The sequence below is a fragment of the Streptomyces adustus genome (assembly GCF_009377175.1).
Classification (GTDB): domain Bacteria; phylum Actinomycetota; class Actinomycetes; order Streptomycetales; family Streptomycetaceae; genus Streptomyces; species Streptomyces adustus.
Genome location: NZ_VJZD01000083.1, coordinates 1 through 17258, shown reverse-complemented (window position 1 = coordinate 17258; position 17258 = coordinate 1). Strand labels below are relative to the sequence as shown.

Sequence of the window (17258 nt, the reverse complement as noted above, 5' to 3'; positions counted from 1 at the left end):
GGGCCGGTCCGGTCAGCCGTCCGGCCACCAGGTCCGGGCGATCTCCTTGCGGACCTCGGGCCGCTGGTCGGGGCGCGCCTCGGCGTCCTCGCGGACTCGTCGGCCGTCCGTCTTCCTCAGGGGCTTCTGCACGGTGATGCGGCGCATGGCTGCCTCCTTCGAGTGCCTGCCGTGGCCCGTGTTCTCACGGGGGCAGACGCTTTCGGGGAGAGTTCCTCATCGGCGGCCGCCTGTCAGTGGCCGGGGTCACCATTCGATTGTCAGTGGTGGGTGTCACGCTTGCCGCATGACGGACGGGATCACCGATGGCACCAGAGGCCGGATCACCGGGGACGGCACGGGCGGGAGCACCGCCCGCACCGCCGTGACCTCGACGGACGTGGACTGGGACGCGCAGGCCGCCACCTTCGACGACGAGCCCGACCACGGACTGCGCGACCCCCTGGTGCGGGACGCCTGGGCGCGGCGGCTGCGCGACTGGCTGCCCGCACGGGCCGGGGACGTGCTCGACCTCGGCTGCGGCACCGGCAGCCTGTCGCTCCTCGCGGCCGAGCGGGGACACCGGGTCACCGGCGTCGACCGGTCCCCGGCCATGGTGGACCTCGCGCGCCACAAGCTCGCCGGGCGTGACGCCGTGTTCCTCGTCGGCGACGCGGCGGCCCCGCCGGTGGGCGAGCGGCGCTTCGACACCGTCCTCGTACGGCATCTGCTGTGGGCCCTGCCCGACCCGGACCGCGCCCTGCGGCACTGGCGGGACCTGCTGCGCCCCGGAGGCAGCCCCGACGGCACCGGGGGAGGCCGGCTCGTGCTGGTCGAGGGCGTGTGGGGCACCCTCCACCCGGTCGGCATACCCGCCGAGCGGCTCGTGTCCCTGGTGACGCCGTGGGCCGACGAGGTACGCCTGGAGCGCCTGTCGGACGACGCGCTGCTGTGGGGCAAGGAGGTGACGGACGAGCGGTACGCGGTGGTGGCGACGCTCCGGTGAGTCCGGCGACAGCCTTCCGTCGCTCCCATGGGTTCTACGGGCGCGCGGGGAGGCCGGTGCTAGACCAGGAGTTCGTCGAATCCGCCCTCGCGTGTCAGTCGCTCCAGCTCGTCGAGGGCGGCCACGGCGGCGGACGCGGCCGCCGGGTCCCGCTCGGCGAGGCCGCTCTCCTCGAACTCGTCCTCGTCCAGGCGCCGTACGTCGCGGCCGTCGGCGGAGCGCCACAGGTCCAGGTCGAGGTCCTCCACGACGAGTTCGGCGTCGGCGAAGGCCGCGGGCCGGGCGATGTCGCAGTACCAGCCCTTGAGCGTGCCCACCGGGTCACGCAGCTCCTTCACCGAGTACCAGCGGTCCCGCCAGTAGTACTCCGTGAAGACGTCCCCCGGCTCGAAGCGCACGAAGCCGAAGTCGCGGACGGCCCCGCTCGCGAACGGCGCGCGTACGACGATCCGGGTGCCGTCGTCCTGGAGCAGCTCCGCGGGGTAACGGATCTTCGTCCGGCCGCCCTTGACCAGGACGACCTCCACCATGCGGGCCGTATCAGCCGAGTTCGCGGACATACCGCACCTCCGTTGCGCAGATCTCGTAGCCGAACCAGGTGTTGATCGCGAGCATCGGGCCGTTGCCGGCGTCGTTGCCCGTGTACGCCTCCGTGCAGCCGGCCGCGCGGGCGCGGTGCAGGGAGGCGGTCTTGGCGAGCTTGGCCAGGCCTCGGCCGCGGAAGGCGCGGTCCGTGGTGGTCATGGCGCTGGAATACCGGGTGGCGCCGTCGGTGTGGGCCGCGCTGAGGGCGGCGGGGCGGCCGTCGACCAGCACGACCGAGGTCAGCTCAAGGCTGAGGAGCGGGTGGTTCCAGGTCTCGTCCAGCCAGGCCGCGTAGTCGGTGAACGCGACGTCGATGTCGCTCGGTTCGTCCGACGCCCCCTGCGCGTCCAGTTCGAACAGCGGGCGCGGATCGGCCGCGAAGTCGGCGGCCGTGCGCAGCTCGACGCCCGGCGGCAGGTCCGGCAGAGGCGGCAGCGTGCCGTGGGCGAGGTCGAGACGCAGGAAGTGCGCGGAACGGCTCGCCCGGTAGCCGCGCCGCTCGGCGAAGGCGCGGTTGTCCGGTTCGTCCAGGACCCAGCTGAACACCCTGGTCGCGCCCTCGGTCGTGAGGTGCTTCTCGGCGGCCCGCGTCAGCAGCGAACCGGCGCCGCGCCGCAGCCACCCGGGGTGCACGTACACATTGAGGTAACCCTGCCCCGGTTCCGGGCTCTCGGGCACCAGACCCACCTGGGCCGTGCCGACGATCTCGCCGTCCACCTCGGCGACCAACGGCCGGTAACGCGCGGCGGGGTGGGTGCGGGTGAGGTCGTGCACCAGCGACTCCGGGGTGGAAACCATGAAGGGCAGCGCCAGCCGCCGGACCCGGACGAAACCGTCGGCGTCCGCCTGGTCCCCGGCTCGCACATCACGCACGATCATCGTCATGGAGACGCACGCTACGGGGGCTACCGACCGGGACGCCTCTGAATTTTCGGGCACGGCACCGACGGGTGCGGGACAATCACCCCGTGAACTTGAAGATCGACATCGATGACGGCGCCCCGCCGTACGAGCAGGTGCGGACGCAGATCTCCGAGCAGGCGCGGTCGGGAGCGCTGCCCGTGGGGTACCGGCTGCCGACCGTGCGCGGGCTGGCCGAGTCGCTGGGCCTCGCGGCCAACACGGTGGCCAAGGCCTACCGGGCCCTGGAGGCGGACGGCGTGATCGAGACGCGCGGGCGGCACGGGACGTACATCGCGGCGGCCGGGGCGGCCGCGGAGCGGGAACTGGCGTCGGCCGCGCAGGCGTACGTGGAGCGGGCCCGACGGCTCGGGCTCACCGAGGCGGACGCGCTGGCCGCCGTACGGGACGCCCTGCGGGCGGCGTACGGCGGCTGACGACAGGGCCTAGAGGTAGAGCCCCGCGTCCACCCCGTCCCGTGGCTCCGGGACCGACGCCGGTGTCGTCCCGCGCCGCAGCGCGTACAGCTCCGCCAGGGTCGCCCCCTCCCGGCCGATGCCCTCCTCGGTGCCCAGCCAGTCCACGGCCTCCGCGCGGGTCAGCCGGCCGACCTCGATCCGGGCCAGACAGCGGCCGGGGCGGACCACGGCCGGGTGCAGGCGTTCCAGGTCCTCGTTGGTGGTGACCCCGACCAGCACGTTGCGGCCCTGGCCGAGCAGGCCGTCGGTCAGGTTCAGCAGCCTGGACAGCGCCTGCCCGGCCGTGTGCTTGGCCTCGCCGCGGATCAGTTCGTCGCAGTCCTCCAGGAGCAGCAGCCGCCAGCGGCCCTTGCCCGTGGAGTCGTCCTCGCCGATCGCGATGTCCATGAGATAGCCGACGTCGCTGAACAGCCGTTCCGGGTCCAGCACACAGTCCACCTGGCACCACTCCCGCCAGGACCGGGCCAGCGTGCGCAGCGCCGAGGTCTTGCCGGTGCCGGGCGGGCCGTGCAGCAGGAGCAGCCGGCCGGCGATGTCCTCGGGGGTGGTGCCCATCAGGCGGTCCATCGCGCCGGCCACCGGCGCGGTGTAGTTGGAGCGCACGTCCTCCCAGGTGCCCGCCGAGATCTGCCGGGTGGTGCGGTGCGGGCCCCGTCTCGGGGACACGTACCAGAAGCCCATCGTGACGTTCTCCGGCTGCGGCTCCGGTTCGTCCGTGGCGCCGTCGGTCGCCTGGTCCAGGACCTTCTGGGCGAGCTCGGCGCTGGTCGCCGTGACCGTGACGTCGGCCCCCCGGTTCCAGCGGGAGACGAGCAGCGTCCAGCCGTCGCCCTCGGCCAGGGTGGCGCTGCGGTCGTCGTCGCGGGCGATGCGCAGCACCCGGGCGTCCGGTGGCAGCAGTGACGCGCCGGAGCGCACCCGTTCGATGTTCGAGGCGTGCGAGAACGGCTGCTCGCCCGTCGCGAAGCGGCCGAGGAACAGGGCGTCGACGACGTCGGAAGGGGAGTCGGAGTCGTCGACGTTGAGCCGGATCGGCAGCGCGTCGTGCGGGTTCGCTGACATGCCGCCATGATCCGGCACATGGGCGCCGAGTGCACCCGGTTTCCGCGGTGCGCGTGAAGTGTCGGGCGTGTTCCCCACGTCCGGGGTAGTCCGCCGCCTCCCGCTGTCTCCCGTCCCGTCCGGCGAGTCCTGTCATGTCCCGTCCTGTTCCCGGCCCGGGAGTCGCCCTCTCGGTGCGCGTCGCCCGTGTCCCGTCGCCGTACTGTGCCTCGACTGCACCTGCCCGTACGGCCGTTCACGCCGTTAGTGTTGTCCTTGATGGGACGTCATGAGTGGAATTCGGGGGCTCGGCGGTGGCGGCTCACCGCGCTGATCGGCGCGGCCGTGGTCGCACTCGCTCTGGTCGTGACCTTGATCAACACGCTGCCGGGGGGCGGCGACGGCACCGCGGGCACCACGTCCGACGGCGCCGAGGTGCACGGCACCCCCGCCACCCCGGCGCGGGCGGCGCGGCCCGAGGTCGGCTGGGGCTTCACCCACACCCAGTTCAGCGCCGACGAGGGCAGCGGGGCCGCCACCCGGCGGGTCGAGGGCCTGCTGTCGAAGAGCGGGGGCCTGCCGCAGAACCAGGCCGTCATGGGCTGGGGGGCCGACAACCCCGAGCCGGTGAAGGGGCGTTACGACTTCGCCGCGCTGGACCGCCGGATCGACTTCGTGCGTGCCTCCGGCGGCACCCCGGTCATCACCCTGTGCTGCTCGCCGGACTGGATGAAGGGCGGCCGGGCGGGCTCGACCGACTGGAGCCAGGCCGCGCTGGAGACCGCCCCCCGGCCCGAGCACTACGCGGACTTCGCCGCGCTCGCCGCGACCGTCGCCCGGCGCTACCCCGACGTACGCCACTTCGTCGTCTGGAACGAGTTCAAGGGCTTCTGGAACGACGCCGAGGGCCGCTGGGACTACGAGGGCTACACCCGCCTCTACAACCTCGTCCACCAGGCCCTGAAGAAGGTCGACAAGGACATCATGGTCGGCGGCCCCTACCTGGTGATGGACAGTGTGGACCCGCGCGCCGAGGAGGCCTCGACGGCCTTGGCGGGCCCGTGGGGCGCGATGGACCAGCGGGTCCTCGACGCCTTCGCCTACTGGAACCGGCACAAGGCAGGCGCGGACTTCGTCGTCGTCGACGGCTCCAGCTACACCAAGGACGACGAACTGCTGCCCGACGAGTTCGGCGCCACCGACAAGCTCACCGCCGTCGGCGCCTGGGTGCGACGGCAGACCGGCGGTCTGCCCCTGTGGTGGGCGGAGTACTACGTCGAACCCGCCGACGGCAACGACGACCGCAAGGGCTGGCCGGAGGACCGCCGGGTCGCCGTGCAGGCGGCCGGGATGATCGCCATGGTCAGGGGCGGAGCGTCCTCGGGCTTCTACTGGAACCCGGAGGAAGAGAAGGGCACCGGCTGCCCCGGCTGCCTGTGGACGCCGACCGACCGCGCGGGCGGCGGCGCGCGGCTGCCCATGTACGGCCTGGTCTCCCGGTTCGGCGAGGAGTTCCCGCCGGGTACGCGGTACGACACCGTGTCCGTCGCCGCGGACGACGTGCCCAACGTCCGGGTCCTGGCCACCGACAAGGTCGTCCTGGTGGTGAACATCCGCGACCGGCCGATCAGCGCGCAGGTCGACGGACGGCGGTTCGAGATGCGGGCGTACGAGGTGAAGTGGCTCACCAGGTGAGCACCGGGGGAGTACCCGGTGAGCACCCGGCGAGCCGTCGGGCTCACTTCATGGTGAGGAACCGCTGCACCAGCGCCGCGCACAGGACCGCCAGCAGCGGCAGGGCGAACCAGAAGGCGCTCTGAAGCCGCCGCCCCTGCCGCACGCCCGGCCGGCCGGCGACCCGGAGCACCTCGCGCGCCGTCAGCAGCAGGATCAGTACCACGGCCGCCAGCGCCCCGACCACCGACCAGGGCGTCCAGGTGATCAGCGGTCCGTTCGGGCCCGGGTCGGCCCCGGGCACCTCGCCCGCGGGCCGGTCGCGCAGCGCGTACATGGTCACGTCGTCGTTGACCAGGACCTTCCTCAGCTCCGGCCGCCCGTCCAGGTTCGCCAGCAGGCGCGGCTCCCAGGACGTCGAGTAGCCCACGTCCAGTTCGAGGTAGACGACCTGGCTGCGGTTGACCATGAGATACGAGTTCGGGCCCGCGTCCTTCAGCGCCTCGACCAGGCCCGACACCAGGACCGGGTCGGCGGGCGCCAGGGTCGGCACGTACTGGACCTTCTCCATGTCCTTGGTGCCCCACGGCATCGCCGGGGTCACGTTGTTCTCGGTGTCGTTGCTCAGCCACAGCAGGCGCACGGTCGGATCGTCGTGAGCGTAGACGTAGTCCATCGCGGCGACCTCGCCCGACCGGATCCGCTCGAACGACTCGTTGCCCCAACGGGCCACCAGGAAGCCGCCCATGAGGATCAGCCCCGCCAGCAGCGCCGCCACCGGAGCGAGGCCGCCCCGGTCCCGGTCGCGTTCCCCGGCGGTGATCCCGGTGCGCGGGAACAGCGCCAGCCCGGCCAGCAGGGCGGCGCCCGGCAGGGCGAACATGAAGACGCGCAGCGCCATCTCCCCGCCGTACGACTGCATGCCGAAGCCGAGGAACGGTACGAAGGTGAGCACGAGCAGCGACCGCTCGCGGTACTTGTGCGCGCGCCGCCGCCACCAGCCCCAGCACGCGAACGCCATGACCCCGCCGGCCAGCAGCACCCGCGCGTAGAGCACCAGTTTGTGGGTGGAACTGCCGCCCTGGATACGGCCGGAGACGGATGTCGACACATTGCTGCCGACGCCGCCCACGCCGCCGAACAGCTCGTCGAAGTGACCGGACCAGAACGGCTCGGCCATGAAGCCCACCCAGGTCGCCACGATCACCGCGAACAGCAGCGGCAGACCGCGCAGTTCGCAGCGGCCGAGCAGGACGAGGAAGGCCAGCACGCCCAGCATCACGAACGGGGTCAGCTGGTGGGCCGGCACGCTCGCCGCGAACAGGCCGATGAGCACCGCGAGCAGCACCGCCCGCCGAGGGCGGTCGGCCGGTTCGACCTCCGCCTCACCGGGCCGCCGCTCGGTCCAGAGCACGTGCGGGGGGCGGAACCAGACCAGCAGGATCGCCACGAAGGCGAGATACAGCAGGAAGGTGAAGCCCTGCGGGGAGAAGTAGTCCTGGCCGACCCAGCCGCCGAGCACGAAGATCCAGATGCCGGTCCACTTGGCCCGCCAGCTTGCCCGCATCGAGCGGACCAGCAGGAACATCGGTGCCAGATAGAGGAGTTGGATGGCCGTAGGCCACCAGCGGATCAGCTCGGTGTAGTCGTCGACCCCGCACGCCCGCAGCACGAACGCGGCCGCCGCGAAGAAGCCCGGCCAGCTCCAGCGGGCGTCCAGGTCGGGTACGGCCGCACCGGTCCGGTCGATGTAGTCGAGGAAGCCGAGGTGCTGCCAGGCGGTCGCGAACCGGGGCTCGGTCTCGATCACGGCGGGCAGCGCGTGCAGTGAGACGACCGTGGCGAGCAGCGTGACCAGCAGCAGGCCGCGGTGTTCACGGCCGCGCCGGAGCAGGGCCGCGAAGACCACGACCAGCAGTGCCGCGCCGGTCAGCGTCGCCGGCGGCAGCACCGAGATCAGCCCGAGCCCGCCCATCCCGTCGAGGTCGGCGTCGGAGAGCCGCAGCACGGGCACCCAGTAGAGCAGCAGCGCGGCGGTCAGCAGACAGCCGAGGAGCAGCCCGGGGCGGGTGGGCAGCAGCTGCTCGCGCCAGGTCCGCGGCGCGGCGGGTCCGTCGGGCGGCTGTCCGCCCGAGGCGGCGGGATCCTCCTGTACGGGCTCGGCCCCGACGGCGGGACCCGCGTCGAAGTCCGCCCCGAACGGCGCGTCGACCGTCGTACCGTCGCGCGGCACGGTGTCGGCCGGGCCGAGCGAGGCCTCCGACGGCCCGAGCGAGGCCTCCGACCCGGGCTGCCGGACCGGCCGGTGCCCGGTGCCGAGGACGGGCGTACCGGTGGGCGGGGTGCCCGGCCCCGGGCGCACGTCGGGCCGGCGCTCCTGGTGGTCGAAGTCGACGCGGACGCCGAGTGCGAGCGTGTCGGAGTCCAGCGCCCAGGCGGGCCCGCGTCGGCGCGGTGCCCCCGCGACGGGGACCTCGCGCGCCCCCAGGTCGGCGAGGTCCCCGTCGGGAGCGGCAGCCGCGGGCGACGCGACGGGCGTCGCCCTGACCGTCCGGTACAGTCGCGGCGCGGCCAGCGCCACGATCACCGCGAGGCTGGAGATCTCGGCGACACCCGCGCCGACCAGTCCCATGCGCGGCAGCAGCAACAGTGTCAGGCCCAGCACCAGGACGCACAACAGGCCCTGGAGCCACGCGAGTCCGCCGGTGCGGCTCTGGGCGCGCAGCACCGCGAAGTACGTCTCCATCACCACCCGCAGCACCGCGCCGACGGCGAACCAGCGCAAGAGCCCGGTGGCCGCGTCCGCGTAGCCCGCGCCGAACACGCCCAGGATCCAGGGCGCGCCGACGAACAGCGCACCGCAGACCGGCAGCATGATCCGAGCCATCCGCTTCAGCGCGGCCCGGGTGTCGGCGGCGAGCCGGGCCGGGTCGTGCGAGCCCTCGACGGTCAGCGAGGCCCCCATGTTGATGGCGAGCAGGTTGACCGTGCCGCCAATGGTCGTGGTGATGTAGAAGTACGCGTTGTCCGCGGAGCTGACCTGCGAGGCGATGATCACCGGTACGAGGTAGACCACAGCGAGCGAGAACAGGGAACCGGTGTAGTCGCCGACGAGGAACCGGCCGATCTCCCGTGGCGTGGGCGGGTCGGCCTGCCGCGCGGTCGCTCCGACGTGCCGGGGGACCAGCCGGCGGAACACCAGCCAGCCCAGCGGCAGCACGGAGGTGGCGATCGCGGCGACCCAGGACACGAAGACGCCCGTGGTCGGCAGCGCCGTCGCGAACGCGACCAGCAGCCCCAGCTTCACGGCCGAGAACACGGTGTTGCCGACCGGCACCCACAGGGCGCTGCGCAGCCCGGTCAGCACCCCGTCCTGGAGGGTGAGCAGGTTCCAGGCGACGACCGCCACCACGAAGCCGAGTCCGTTGAGCGGCCCGTGCAGGAAGCGGTACGACGGCCCCCACACGTTCAGGGTCAGCAGGAAGACGCCCGCGGCCAGCGCCACCACCGCCGAACTGCCCGCGTAGGTGGCGGAGATGAGACGGCGGGTGACCCGGCCCGCGATCGGGATGAAGCGGGCCAGCGCGCCGGTCAGGGTCACCGCGGTCAGGCCCGCGAGGAGTTTCATCGCGGCGATCGCGGCGGACCCCTGGCCGACCGCGGACTCGGAGTAGTAGCGGGCGGCGGCCAGCCAGAAGCCGAGCCCGAGCACCGCGCTGATACCGGTGTTGAGCATCAGGGCGTAGGCGTTGCGGAACAGTTGGCTGCCACCGCCCGGCGGTCTGCCCAGGCCGGGCAGGCGCAGTCGGCGGGGCGCCCGCTCGGGCGGCTCGGTCGCGGTCGACGCCTCCTGGGCCGTGGTCGTGTCAGACACGGGAACGGCCGGCCTTCCGACGGATCCGGCGGGCTCTGCGGACCATCGCGTACCCCTTGGTGAGGGCGCGGTCCCCGGCGAAGGCGCGGGCGATCGCGCGGCCCTCGACGAGCCGTTCGAACTCCTCGATGCCGGTGTTGCGGCGCACCGTGAGGCGTTGCAGGGCGTAGGGCCCCTGGCGGCGGCGGGCGAGGCCGTTGCCGACGGCGAGCGCCTGGGCGAAGCCGTGGGCGCGCACCGCCTGCCGCACCCGGCGGCTGGAGTAGCCGTACGGATAGGCGAACGACAGCGGTGGGGCGCCCAGTTCGTCGGCGACGATGTCCCGGCAGCGGGTCAGCTCGGCCCGCAGCGTGTCCTCGTCGAGCTGGTCGAGCTGCGGATGGCTGTGGCTGTGGCCGCCGATCTCGACGTCCGCGGCGTCCAGTTCGCGCACCTGGTCCCAGTCCAGCATCCGGTCCAGGCCGCCGCCGGTGTCGTACGCGCCCCGCAGCCAGCCGGTGGACACGAACAAGGTGGCCGCGAAGCCGTGCTTGGCCAGGACCGGCAGGGCGTGCCGGTGCACGCCCTCGTAGCCGTCGTCGAAGGTGATCAGTACGGGCCGCGCGGGCAGCGGCCGGCCGGAGCGCCAGCGGGCGGCCAGCTCGGCGGTGCCGAGCGGGGTCAGGCCCAGATCGCCGACGAGCGCCATCTGCTCCGCGAACGCCTCGGGGGCGACCGACAGGGTGCGGGTGGCGTCGTTGGGGTCGGCCGCGACCGCGTGGTACATCAGGATGGGCACGGGCGGCTCAGCCATCTGCTTCCTCCGTGCTCCCCTGGAGCGTCCCGGTCTGCCGGGCCGTCCCGTTCTTCCGGACCGGCCAGGGCTGGTGGGCCGTCCCGTGCCCCTGGTCCGTCCCGGTCCGCCCGGCGGCCGCCCCGATCCGCGGCACCGAGAAGACGGCGCCGCCCCCGCGGGTCCGGATCCGGCCCACGACGTACCCGCCCGCCGCCGTGAGCAGCCCGGCGACGATCGCGCCGGCCCGGCCCGCGCCGCCCGGCCGGGCCAGCAGCGCGTCCCGCAGGCCGCGTGCCACCCCGGCCGGCAACACCCTTGTCACGTACCGGCGTTCGGACTCCAGGCCCTTGCCCGCGCCGACGCTGCGGGACACCAGGGCCTTGGACAGGCCCTCCGCGTAGGCACGGGTGCGGAAGTACCCGAAGCGCTCGCGCGCCGCGGGCACCCGGTGGTGGATCACCGCGCGGTCGTCGATGAGCAGGACCGCGTCCGGCCTGGCCCGGGTGAGCCGGATGCACAGCTCCGTCTCCTCGCAGCCCAGCGGCCGCCGGTCGCCGTCCCGGCCGATGCCGGTGGCGAAGCCGCCCGCCGCGTCGAACGCGGTACGGCGGAAGGAGGCGTTGCCGCCGAGGACGTTGCGCACCCGGACCCGGCCCGGCGGCAGGCCCCGGTAGGTGCAGCCCACCACCCAGTCGAACTCCTCCGGGAACCAGGCGGGCCGGCGCCCCGACGCCCAGATCGGCACCGTACGGCCGCCGACCGCGAGCACGCGCGGGTCGGCGTACCCCTCGGTGAAGCGGCGCAGCCAGTCCCGCTCGGCCACGGCGTCGTCGTCGAGGAAGGCGACGACCTCGCCGTGCGAGGCGGCGATGCCGGTGTTGCGGCCCGCGGACAGTCCGCGGGGTCCGGCGTTGGCGAGGACGCGCACTGCGCCGATCTCCTTGTACTCCTCGCTCAGACGGTCCAGGAGCGCCGCGTTGTGGTCGACGACCAGCAGGGTCTCCCGGGCCGGACGGGACTGCGCGCACACGGAGGCGACCGCCGCGAGGATGTCCTCCCAGCGGTCCTCCGTGTAGACGCAGATCACGACGGAGATGTCGGGATCGCTCAAGACACCTCTCCCCGGACCGAGTCGAGCATCGGGGAGTGGTGGCTCCGGCGGCGCAGTTCCCGCCGGTTGGAGCGCTCGCCGAGGATCACCCTGAGCACCCGCAGTCCGTCCCGGACGGCGCGCAGATTGCTCGTGCCGTGGATGCGGAGGTACTCGTGGCTGGGGATCTCCTGCACCTTCAGCCCCGCCTTGACCACCCGGATGTTCATCAGGGTCTCGACCTCGAAGCCCGTGCAGTCGAGGTCGATCTTGTCGAGGCAGTGCCGCCAGAACGCGTTGTAGCCGTAGCACAGATCGGTGTAGCGGGCGCCGAACTTGCGGTTGACGACCGTGCACAGCGCCCAGTTGCCGAGCTTTCGGACGAAGGTCATGTCGTCGGTGCCGCCGCCGTTGGCGAAGCGTGAGCCCTTGGCGAAGTCCGCGCCCGAGACGAGGGCGGAGACGTACGACACGATCTCGTTGCCGTCGGCCGAGCCGTCCGCGTCGACCATCACGATGATGTCGCCGGTGCACGCCTCGAAGCCGGTGATCAGGGCATCCCCCTTGCCCCTGCCGTCCTGCGCGACGACCCGGACCCCGGGCCATAAGTCGCGGGCGACCTCTACGGTGCCGTCGGTGGAGTTGCCGTCCACCAGGACCACTTCGTGGATCCAGTCCGGCAGGGTCTTGAAGACGTACGGCAGGTTCTCCGCCTCGTTCATGGCGGGTATGACCACGCTCACCGGTGGCGCGATGGCCAAGTAGGAGGAGACCGGCCGGTAATGGCCGGCTGTCGTCGGATCCTGGCCCGATGCGGGCGGGCGCAGAACTGAGCTCATGGGTCTGGTCCCTCTCGTCCGGTGGACCGCCCGCCCCTGGGCGGCCCGGCTGTGTGTCCGGTTCGAAAGGGGGGTTTCTCCCCCACGGCACGGCACGATCACTCTCCGTGCACGTGGATGAGCAGGCAAAGCTGACCGGTCCGCCGTGGTACGACGGCCGGTTGCGCGGCACGGCTCGGCGACAACTGCGCTCACCGAGCACGGCACCCCCCTACCGCGCCCCGCCCCGGTACGCCGTGGCCCTTGGTCCCTCCCCTTGGAGCCGTGTGCCGACGGACCGATGCGGGTGAGTTGTACGACGGTATTGACGATTGAACCTGTATGGCAAGACCTGGAACGAGGGCTCACCTTTTTGTTGGTTTGGCCGTTACATGCGCTGTGCGGTGTTGCTCACCGATTCGAACGCACCTGCCCCAGGCGCTTGAGCAGCCGGTCGGCCGGTTCGAAGAGCTGCGGACGGGCCAGCACCGCGTTGCGCAGCGCCCGGACCGGGGCGCGGTGCGCCCGGTGCCCGAGCGCCATCGGATGACGCCTGGTCACCCACCCTTCGGACACGGTGAGTTCGCGTGTCTTCAGGGAGTCCTTGTACTCCTTGTGCCCGCGGCCGAGATCCAGGTACGCGATGCCGTCGGCGGCGGCCGCCTCGGCCATCCGCAGATGCATGATCAGGCCCGGGGAGTACTTCGCGTACGCCGGGTCGTACGCCGGGAACCAGCAGGCGAGGACGCGTTCGCTACGCAGTCCGAAGTGCGCGGCGACCGGTCGGTCGTCCGCGTACAGCACCGACAGGATGCCTCCGGACGGCTCGTGGCGGGTGTGGAACAGCTGCTGCACCAGCCCGGTGATCCACGGGTGCGCGAAGCGGTCGCTGCGGCCGGTGCGCCGGTACTGCGCGGACTTCCACGCCATCAGCGTCTGGAGGGCGGCCGGGTCGCGTTCGTCGTGGACGTAGCGCACGCCCCGCGTGTCCCGGCCGAGCCTGCGCTCCTTGGCGAGCGTGGTCCGGGTGAACTTGGGCGACCGGGCGCGCAGTTCGCCCAGATAGCTCTCGTAGCCCCGGTCGAGGTCCATGACCGGGGACGGGAAGGCGCCGGAGGCCCCCGCCTCGAACGGCTCCTGGCCCTGCACCAGATGGTCGAACTCCCACAGGGAGAGCCCGCAGGCCCGTAACAGCGCGCGGGCGTCCCAGGTGAACCCGGGCCGGTGCACGAGTCCCTGGGCGTCGGAGACGCCGAGGCCGACGGCTCTGCCGACCCCGGCGGCGGATCTCTGGAACGGGAAGTACGCGGCCGGCTCCCCGTCCTGGCGGACGACCGCGATCCGCACGCCTCGTCTGACCCGGCCCATCGCGAGCGTGAACTCCGGTGACAGGAAGGGGTTCGCGAGGCCGGGTGCGTCGTGCAGATGGGCCTTGGACTGCATCGCCGTCCATGCCGCCCGGTCGGCCGCGGTCAGTTCGCCGGGGCGGTACACGCTGATGTCCATGTCAGGAACCCTGTCTCCCCGTCGTGCGGCCTCGGCGTCGGCCCACCACGACCAGCAGCAGGGCGAGGGCGCTGAGCACGGTCACCGCCGTGATCCCGCCGGGCACCGACCAGCGGTGCACGGCCAGCATGGCCTGGGCCACCAGCATGTCGAGGACGACCGCGCCCGCGACCGAGGCGAGCAGGCGGGCGAACGGATCCAGTCCGCGCAGCGCGGCGGCGACGGCGGCCGCCGGGGCCGCGAGCAGGAAGAAGAGCACGAACGGGCCGCGCAGGGAGGAGCCGGAGTCGGTGAGCGCGAGCAGTGCGCCGATCGCCCCGACCGCCGTGGCGGCTCCCGCGAGCAGCGGCGACAGGTCCCGGCCCGGTCCCGGCCCCGCGCGCTCGGCACCCTCCGCGGGCGCCGTCGAAGTCCGGTTGCCTGTGGTCTGGATGTTCTGCATGTTCTGCATGTTCTGGATGTTCCGCATGGGCGACTTTGCCCCCCGAAGTGCCGGATGCCGGGCTTCAATGTCGCGCAGCCCGAAGGTGGCCGTCAAGATGCGGAAGTTCGTCGTGGTTCTGATCCGCCGCTGAACAGCGGGTGCGCTCCGGGTGCGCTCGGGGCGCGAGTTGTGGCGGAGGGCAACAATCTTGGCATGGACACTTCCTGTCAACACGCGTAGTTGCTACGTAAGTCGAGGCAGAGATCCTGCTAAAGGGAGGTTCCATGAGACGTTCCCGAATCGCGGCTTTCGTCAGTTCACTCCTCCTCGCCGGCGGCATCGCCCTCACCGGGAGCGGTGTGGCGCAGGCCTCGTCGACGGCCGCGGCCACCGGCTATGTGGCCCTCGGTGACTCCTACTCCTCCGGAGTGGGTTCCGGCAGCTACATCAGCTCCAGCGGCGACTGCGACCGCAGCACCAAGGCGTACCCCTACCTCTGGAACGCCGCCCACGCACCGTCCTCGTTCACCTTCGCCGCCTGCTCGGGCGCCCGAACGGATGACGTTCTGGCCAGTCAGCTCGGCGGGCTCAACTCCTCCACCGGCCTGGTCTCCATCACCATCGGCGGCAACGACGCCGGGTTCGCCGACGTGATGACGACCTGTGTCCTGTCGTCCGACAGCGGCTGCATCTCCCGCATCAACACCGCCAAGGCGTACGTCGACTCGACGCTGCCCGGCAAACTCGACGCCGTCTACACGGCGATCAGCGCCAACGCCCCCAACGCCCGCGTCGTCGTCATCGGTTACCCCCGCTTCTACAAGCTCGGCGCCACCTGTCTCGGCCTCTCCGACACCAAGCGCGCCGCGATCAACGGCGCGGCCGACTACCTCGACACCGCCGTCGCCGCGCGGGCCGCCGCCCACGGCTTCACCTTCGGCGACGTCCGCTCCACGTTCACCGGCCACGAGCTCTGCTCCGGCAGCGCCTGGCTGCACAGCCTCAACTGGCTCGACATCGGCGAGTCCTACCACCCGACCGCCGCCGGGCAGTCGGGCGGCTATCTCCCGGTGCTCACGAACGCGGCCTGAACCCTCACGGAGTGACGGAAGGCGAGGAGGAGACCTCGTCCGACGGGGTCTCCTTCACGCAGGTCACCGTGAACGGCACCGGTTCGGACGTCCGGTGCACCGGGTCGCGCACCTCCACGCTGATCTCGTTCGAGAACGTGCCGCTCTCCGAGTACGTCGTCACGATCACCCGGTCCTGCCGCGACCGCGCGCCGCCCTCGGGGAACGACAGCGTCTTCCAGCTCGTGTCCGAGATCCTTCCGTTCTTCGACACCCACCGGTAGTCGACCTCGGCCGGCAGCCGGCCCACCGTGAACGTCGCCGTGAACGTCGGCGCGTCGGCGTCCGACGGCGGACAACTGCCGGTGTAGTCGGTGTGCTTGCCCGTCAGGGTGATGTCGACGGTCTGCGGCGGGGTGGCGGACGTGGGCGCGCTGCTGCTGGGGGTCGCCGAGGGGGTTGGTCGGCCGGCCGACGTGGTCGGCGCGCTCGTACCGGGCGTGAGCCCGCCGCTCGCGGTGGTGGCGCCCCCACCGCCCCCGTTCCCGTCCTTGCCGTGCTTCAGCAGCACATACGTCAGCCCCCCGACGGCCAGCGCGAGGGCGAGCACCCCCGCGGCCAGCACCACGACGGCGCGGCGGTCGCGGTCCGGGCGTCGTTCGTCCGGCGGCGCGAGGGGCGTGGCGGGTGTGGTGCGCGCGCCGGCCGCGGGGCCGGGCCACGGCGGCGTCGACGGCTCCTGCCGGGACGACATCGGGCGGGTGGGCGCCGTGGGATAGGGCACCGCCCGCACGGTGCCCGCGCTCGGCGCGCCGCCGGCCCCGACGACCCGCAGCTCCCGCTCGGCCTGCTGGGCGGTCAGCCGCTCGGCGGGGTCCTTGCGCAGCAGCCCCTCGATGACGGGCGCGAGCGGTCCGGCCCGGTGCGGCGGCGGGAGCTCGTCCTCCACGATCGCGCGCAGCGTGCTCAGCGGAGTGGCCTGACGGAAGGGGGAGCTGCCCTCGACCCCCGCGTACAGCAGCACGCCGAGCGACCACAGGTCCGACTCGGGTCCCGGGGTGCGACCCAGCGCCCGCTCGGGCGGCAGGAACTCGGGCGAGCCGATGACCTCGCCGGTCATGGTCAGCGCCGAGCTGCCCTCGACCCTGGCGATGCCGAAGTCGGTGAGCACCACCCGGCCGTCGTTCGACAGCAGGACATTGGCCGGTTTCACGTCCCGGTGCAGCACCCCCGCCTCGTGCGCGGCCCGCAGCGCGGCCAGCACCTCGACACCGATCTGCGCGGTGCGCTGCGGGGTCAGCGGGCCCTCGGTCTCCAGGAGTTCGGCCAGCGAGATGCCTCGGACCAGCTCCATGACGATCCAGGGGCGGCCGTCCTCGGTGGCCACGTCGTACACCGTCACCACGTTGCGGTGCGAGATCCGGGCGGCCGCCCACGCCTCGCGCTCCAGCCGGGCGTACATCCGCTCCACGTCCGACGTCGGCAGACCGGCCGGCGCCCGCACCTCCTTGACGGCGACCTCGCGGTTCAACAGCTCGTCGCGGGCCCGCCACACGGTCCCCATGCCGCCCTCGCCGAGCGGCGACAGCAAGCGGTAGCGGCCCGCGACCAGACGTTCAGCGCCCTGTTCCCCGGACACCGGCATCCCCCTCCGCAGCCTGGCGGACATCTTCCCCAAAATAACTCAACCGATAACGGATGCCGCCCCCTTGAGCACCAGTCCCGCCCCGAGGACCACGACGACCAGGGCCGACCACAGGGGGGTGGTGCGGCGGACCGCGGTGACGACCGGGTGGGTCGTCCAGCGGGGGCCTTCGTCCAGTACCCGGGTCATACGGCTACCCAGCCGTACGACGGCGAACCCGGCCGCGGTCAGAGTGAGCGCGAGTCCGACGCCGTACGCGACGACCAGCAGCAGCCCGAACCAGGCCTGGCCCAGCGCGGCGGCGCCCACGAGCACGACGACGGCCGAGGGACTGGGCACGAGCCCGCCGGCGAAACCGAGCAGGATCGTGCCGCGGAGGGTGGGGGCTGTGG

The 17258-nt window shown here is 72.7% G+C and carries 15 protein-coding genes and 1 pseudogene; 4 read left to right on the top strand and 12 right to left on the bottom strand.

Features of this window, described 5'->3' with window-relative positions:
- Positions 1 to 12: 12 nt before the first annotated feature.
- Positions 13 to 147 (bottom strand): hypothetical protein, encoded by a 135-nt coding sequence (locus FNH09_RS49540; protein WP_152890293.1) that lies wholly within the window; start codon positions 145 to 147, stop codon positions 13 to 15.
- 139 nt (positions 148 to 286) lie between these two features.
- On the opposite strand from FNH09_RS49540, the gene FNH09_RS21155 reads away from it, so the two are divergent.
- Positions 287 to 985, top strand: coding sequence for a class I SAM-dependent methyltransferase (locus FNH09_RS21155; protein ID WP_152890291.1), 699 nt, complete (start codon positions 287 to 289; stop codon positions 983 to 985).
- Positions 986 to 1044: 59 nt separating this feature from the next.
- On the opposite strand, the gene FNH09_RS21150 is transcribed toward FNH09_RS21155, so the two are convergent.
- Both FNH09_RS21150 and FNH09_RS21145 read right to left on the bottom strand, forming a co-directional pair.
- The gene (locus FNH09_RS21150; RefSeq protein WP_152890289.1) at positions 1045 to 1545 is read right to left on the bottom strand and encodes a ribonuclease FAU-1 family protein; all 501 of its coding nucleotides are present in this window, start codon (positions 1543 to 1545) and stop codon (positions 1045 to 1047) included.
- Positions 1526 to 2455: a GNAT family N-acetyltransferase gene (locus tag FNH09_RS21145; protein WP_152890287.1), complete on the bottom strand. Its 930-nt coding sequence runs from the start codon at positions 2453 to 2455 to the stop codon at positions 1526 to 1528. The genes FNH09_RS21150 and FNH09_RS21145 overlap by 20 nt, the downstream gene beginning before the upstream one ends.
- A gap of 83 nt (positions 2456 to 2538) precedes the next feature.
- Between FNH09_RS21145 and FNH09_RS21140 the strand changes: the two genes are divergently transcribed.
- Positions 2539 to 2907 carry a GntR family transcriptional regulator gene (locus tag FNH09_RS21140; protein WP_162468877.1) on the top strand — a complete coding sequence of 123 codons (369 nt, stop codon included), beginning with the start codon at positions 2539 to 2541 and terminating at the stop codon, positions 2905 to 2907.
- 9 nt (positions 2908 to 2916) lie between these two features.
- On the opposite strand, the gene FNH09_RS21135 is transcribed toward FNH09_RS21140, so the two are convergent.
- Entirely contained in the window at positions 2917 to 4011 is a 1095-nt protein-coding gene (locus FNH09_RS21135) for a DUF5925 domain-containing protein (RefSeq protein ID WP_152890282.1), read from the bottom strand.
- 258 nt (positions 4012 to 4269) lie between these two features.
- Between FNH09_RS21135 and FNH09_RS21130 the strand changes: the two genes are divergently transcribed.
- Positions 4270 to 5685, top strand: coding sequence for a GH39 family glycosyl hydrolase (locus FNH09_RS21130; protein WP_152890280.1), 1416 nt, complete (start codon positions 4270 to 4272; stop codon positions 5683 to 5685).
- 43 nt (positions 5686 to 5728) lie between these two features.
- Here FNH09_RS21130 and FNH09_RS21125 read toward each other — a convergent pair whose 3' ends face one another.
- The 6 genes from FNH09_RS21125 to FNH09_RS21100 all read right to left on the bottom strand — a co-directional run bounded on the left by FNH09_RS21125 (position 5729) and on the right by FNH09_RS21100 (position 14178).
- Positions 5729 to 9538: a polysaccharide biosynthesis protein gene (locus FNH09_RS21125; protein ID WP_162468876.1), complete on the bottom strand. Its 3810-nt coding sequence runs from the start codon at positions 9536 to 9538 to the stop codon at positions 5729 to 5731.
- On the bottom strand, positions 9531 to 10331 hold the full coding sequence (locus FNH09_RS21120; RefSeq protein ID WP_152890278.1) for a polysaccharide deacetylase family protein: 801 nt from the start codon (positions 10329 to 10331) through the stop codon (positions 9531 to 9533). Before FNH09_RS21120 ends, FNH09_RS21125 begins: the two co-directional genes overlap by 8 nt.
- Positions 10324 to 11424, bottom strand: coding sequence for a glycosyltransferase family 2 protein (locus tag FNH09_RS21115; RefSeq protein WP_238426912.1), 1101 nt, complete (start codon positions 11422 to 11424; stop codon positions 10324 to 10326). Before FNH09_RS21115 ends, FNH09_RS21120 begins: the two co-directional genes overlap by 8 nt.
- On the bottom strand, positions 11421 to 12242 hold the full coding sequence (locus FNH09_RS21110) for a glycosyltransferase family 2 protein (RefSeq protein ID WP_152890276.1): 822 nt from the start codon (positions 12240 to 12242) through the stop codon (positions 11421 to 11423). Before FNH09_RS21110 ends, FNH09_RS21115 begins: the two co-directional genes overlap by 4 nt.
- Before the next feature lie 390 nt (positions 12243 to 12632).
- Positions 12633 to 13727, bottom strand: a complete 1095-nt coding sequence (locus tag FNH09_RS21105) for a GNAT family N-acetyltransferase (RefSeq protein WP_152890274.1) — start codon at positions 13725 to 13727, stop codon at positions 12633 to 12635.
- Position 13728: 1 nt separating this feature from the next.
- Positions 13729 to 14178, bottom strand: coding sequence for a hypothetical protein (locus tag FNH09_RS21100; protein WP_238426911.1), 450 nt, complete (start codon positions 14176 to 14178; stop codon positions 13729 to 13731).
- A 257-nt stretch (positions 14179 to 14435) separates the two neighbouring features.
- Between FNH09_RS21100 and FNH09_RS21095 the strand changes: the two genes are divergently transcribed.
- Positions 14436 to 15242, top strand: coding sequence for an SGNH/GDSL hydrolase family protein (locus tag FNH09_RS21095; RefSeq protein ID WP_152890272.1), 807 nt, complete (start codon positions 14436 to 14438; stop codon positions 15240 to 15242).
- A 4-nt stretch (positions 15243 to 15246) separates the two neighbouring features.
- Here the strand turns inward: FNH09_RS21095 and FNH09_RS21090 are convergent, their stop codons facing one another.
- Both FNH09_RS21090 and FNH09_RS47125 read right to left on the bottom strand, forming a co-directional pair.
- Positions 15247 to 16890: a serine/threonine-protein kinase gene (locus FNH09_RS21090; protein ID WP_238426909.1), complete on the bottom strand. Its 1644-nt coding sequence runs from the start codon at positions 16888 to 16890 to the stop codon at positions 15247 to 15249.
- 15 nt (positions 16891 to 16905) lie between these two features.
- Positions 16906 to 17258: pseudogene (locus FNH09_RS47125) on the bottom strand (nickel transporter); the annotation flags it as partial.

What these genes read in the sequence shown, in the direction of transcription:
- FNH09_RS49540 (WP_152890293.1), bottom strand. Translation starts at nt 147, where the DNA reads ATGCGCCGCATCACCGTGCAGAAGCCCCTGAGGAAGACGGACGGCCGA.
- FNH09_RS21155 (WP_152890291.1), top strand. Translation starts at nt 287, where the DNA reads ATGACGGACGGGATCACCGATGGCACCAGAGGCCGGATCACCGGGGAC.
- FNH09_RS21150 (WP_152890289.1), bottom strand. Translation starts at nt 1,545, where the DNA reads ATGTCCGCGAACTCGGCTGATACGGCCCGCATGGTGGAGGTCGTCCTG.
- FNH09_RS21145 (WP_152890287.1), bottom strand. Translation starts at nt 2,455, where the DNA reads ATGACGATGATCGTGCGTGATGTGCGAGCCGGGGACCAGGCGGACGCC.
- FNH09_RS21135 (WP_152890282.1), bottom strand. Translation starts at nt 4,011, where the DNA reads ATGTCAGCGAACCCGCACGACGCGCTGCCGATCCGGCTCAACGTCGAC.
- FNH09_RS21130 (WP_152890280.1), top strand. Translation starts at nt 4,270, where the DNA reads ATGGGACGTCATGAGTGGAATTCGGGGGCTCGGCGGTGGCGGCTCACC.
- FNH09_RS21120 (WP_152890278.1), bottom strand. Translation starts at nt 10,331, where the DNA reads ATGGCTGAGCCGCCCGTGCCCATCCTGATGTACCACGCGGTCGCGGCC.
- FNH09_RS21110 (WP_152890276.1), bottom strand. Translation starts at nt 12,242, where the DNA reads ATGAGCTCAGTTCTGCGCCCGCCCGCATCGGGCCAGGATCCGACGACA.
- FNH09_RS21105 (WP_152890274.1), bottom strand. Translation starts at nt 13,727, where the DNA reads ATGGACATCAGCGTGTACCGCCCCGGCGAACTGACCGCGGCCGACCGG.
- FNH09_RS21100 (WP_238426911.1), bottom strand. Translation starts at nt 14,178, where the DNA reads ATGCAGAACATGCAGAACATCCAGACCACAGGCAACCGGACTTCGACG.
- FNH09_RS21095 (WP_152890272.1), top strand. Translation starts at nt 14,436, where the DNA reads ATGAGACGTTCCCGAATCGCGGCTTTCGTCAGTTCACTCCTCCTCGCC.
- FNH09_RS21090 (WP_238426909.1), bottom strand. Translation starts at nt 16,890, where the DNA reads ATGTCCGCCAGGCTGCGGAGGGGGATGCCGGTGTCCGGGGAACAGGGC.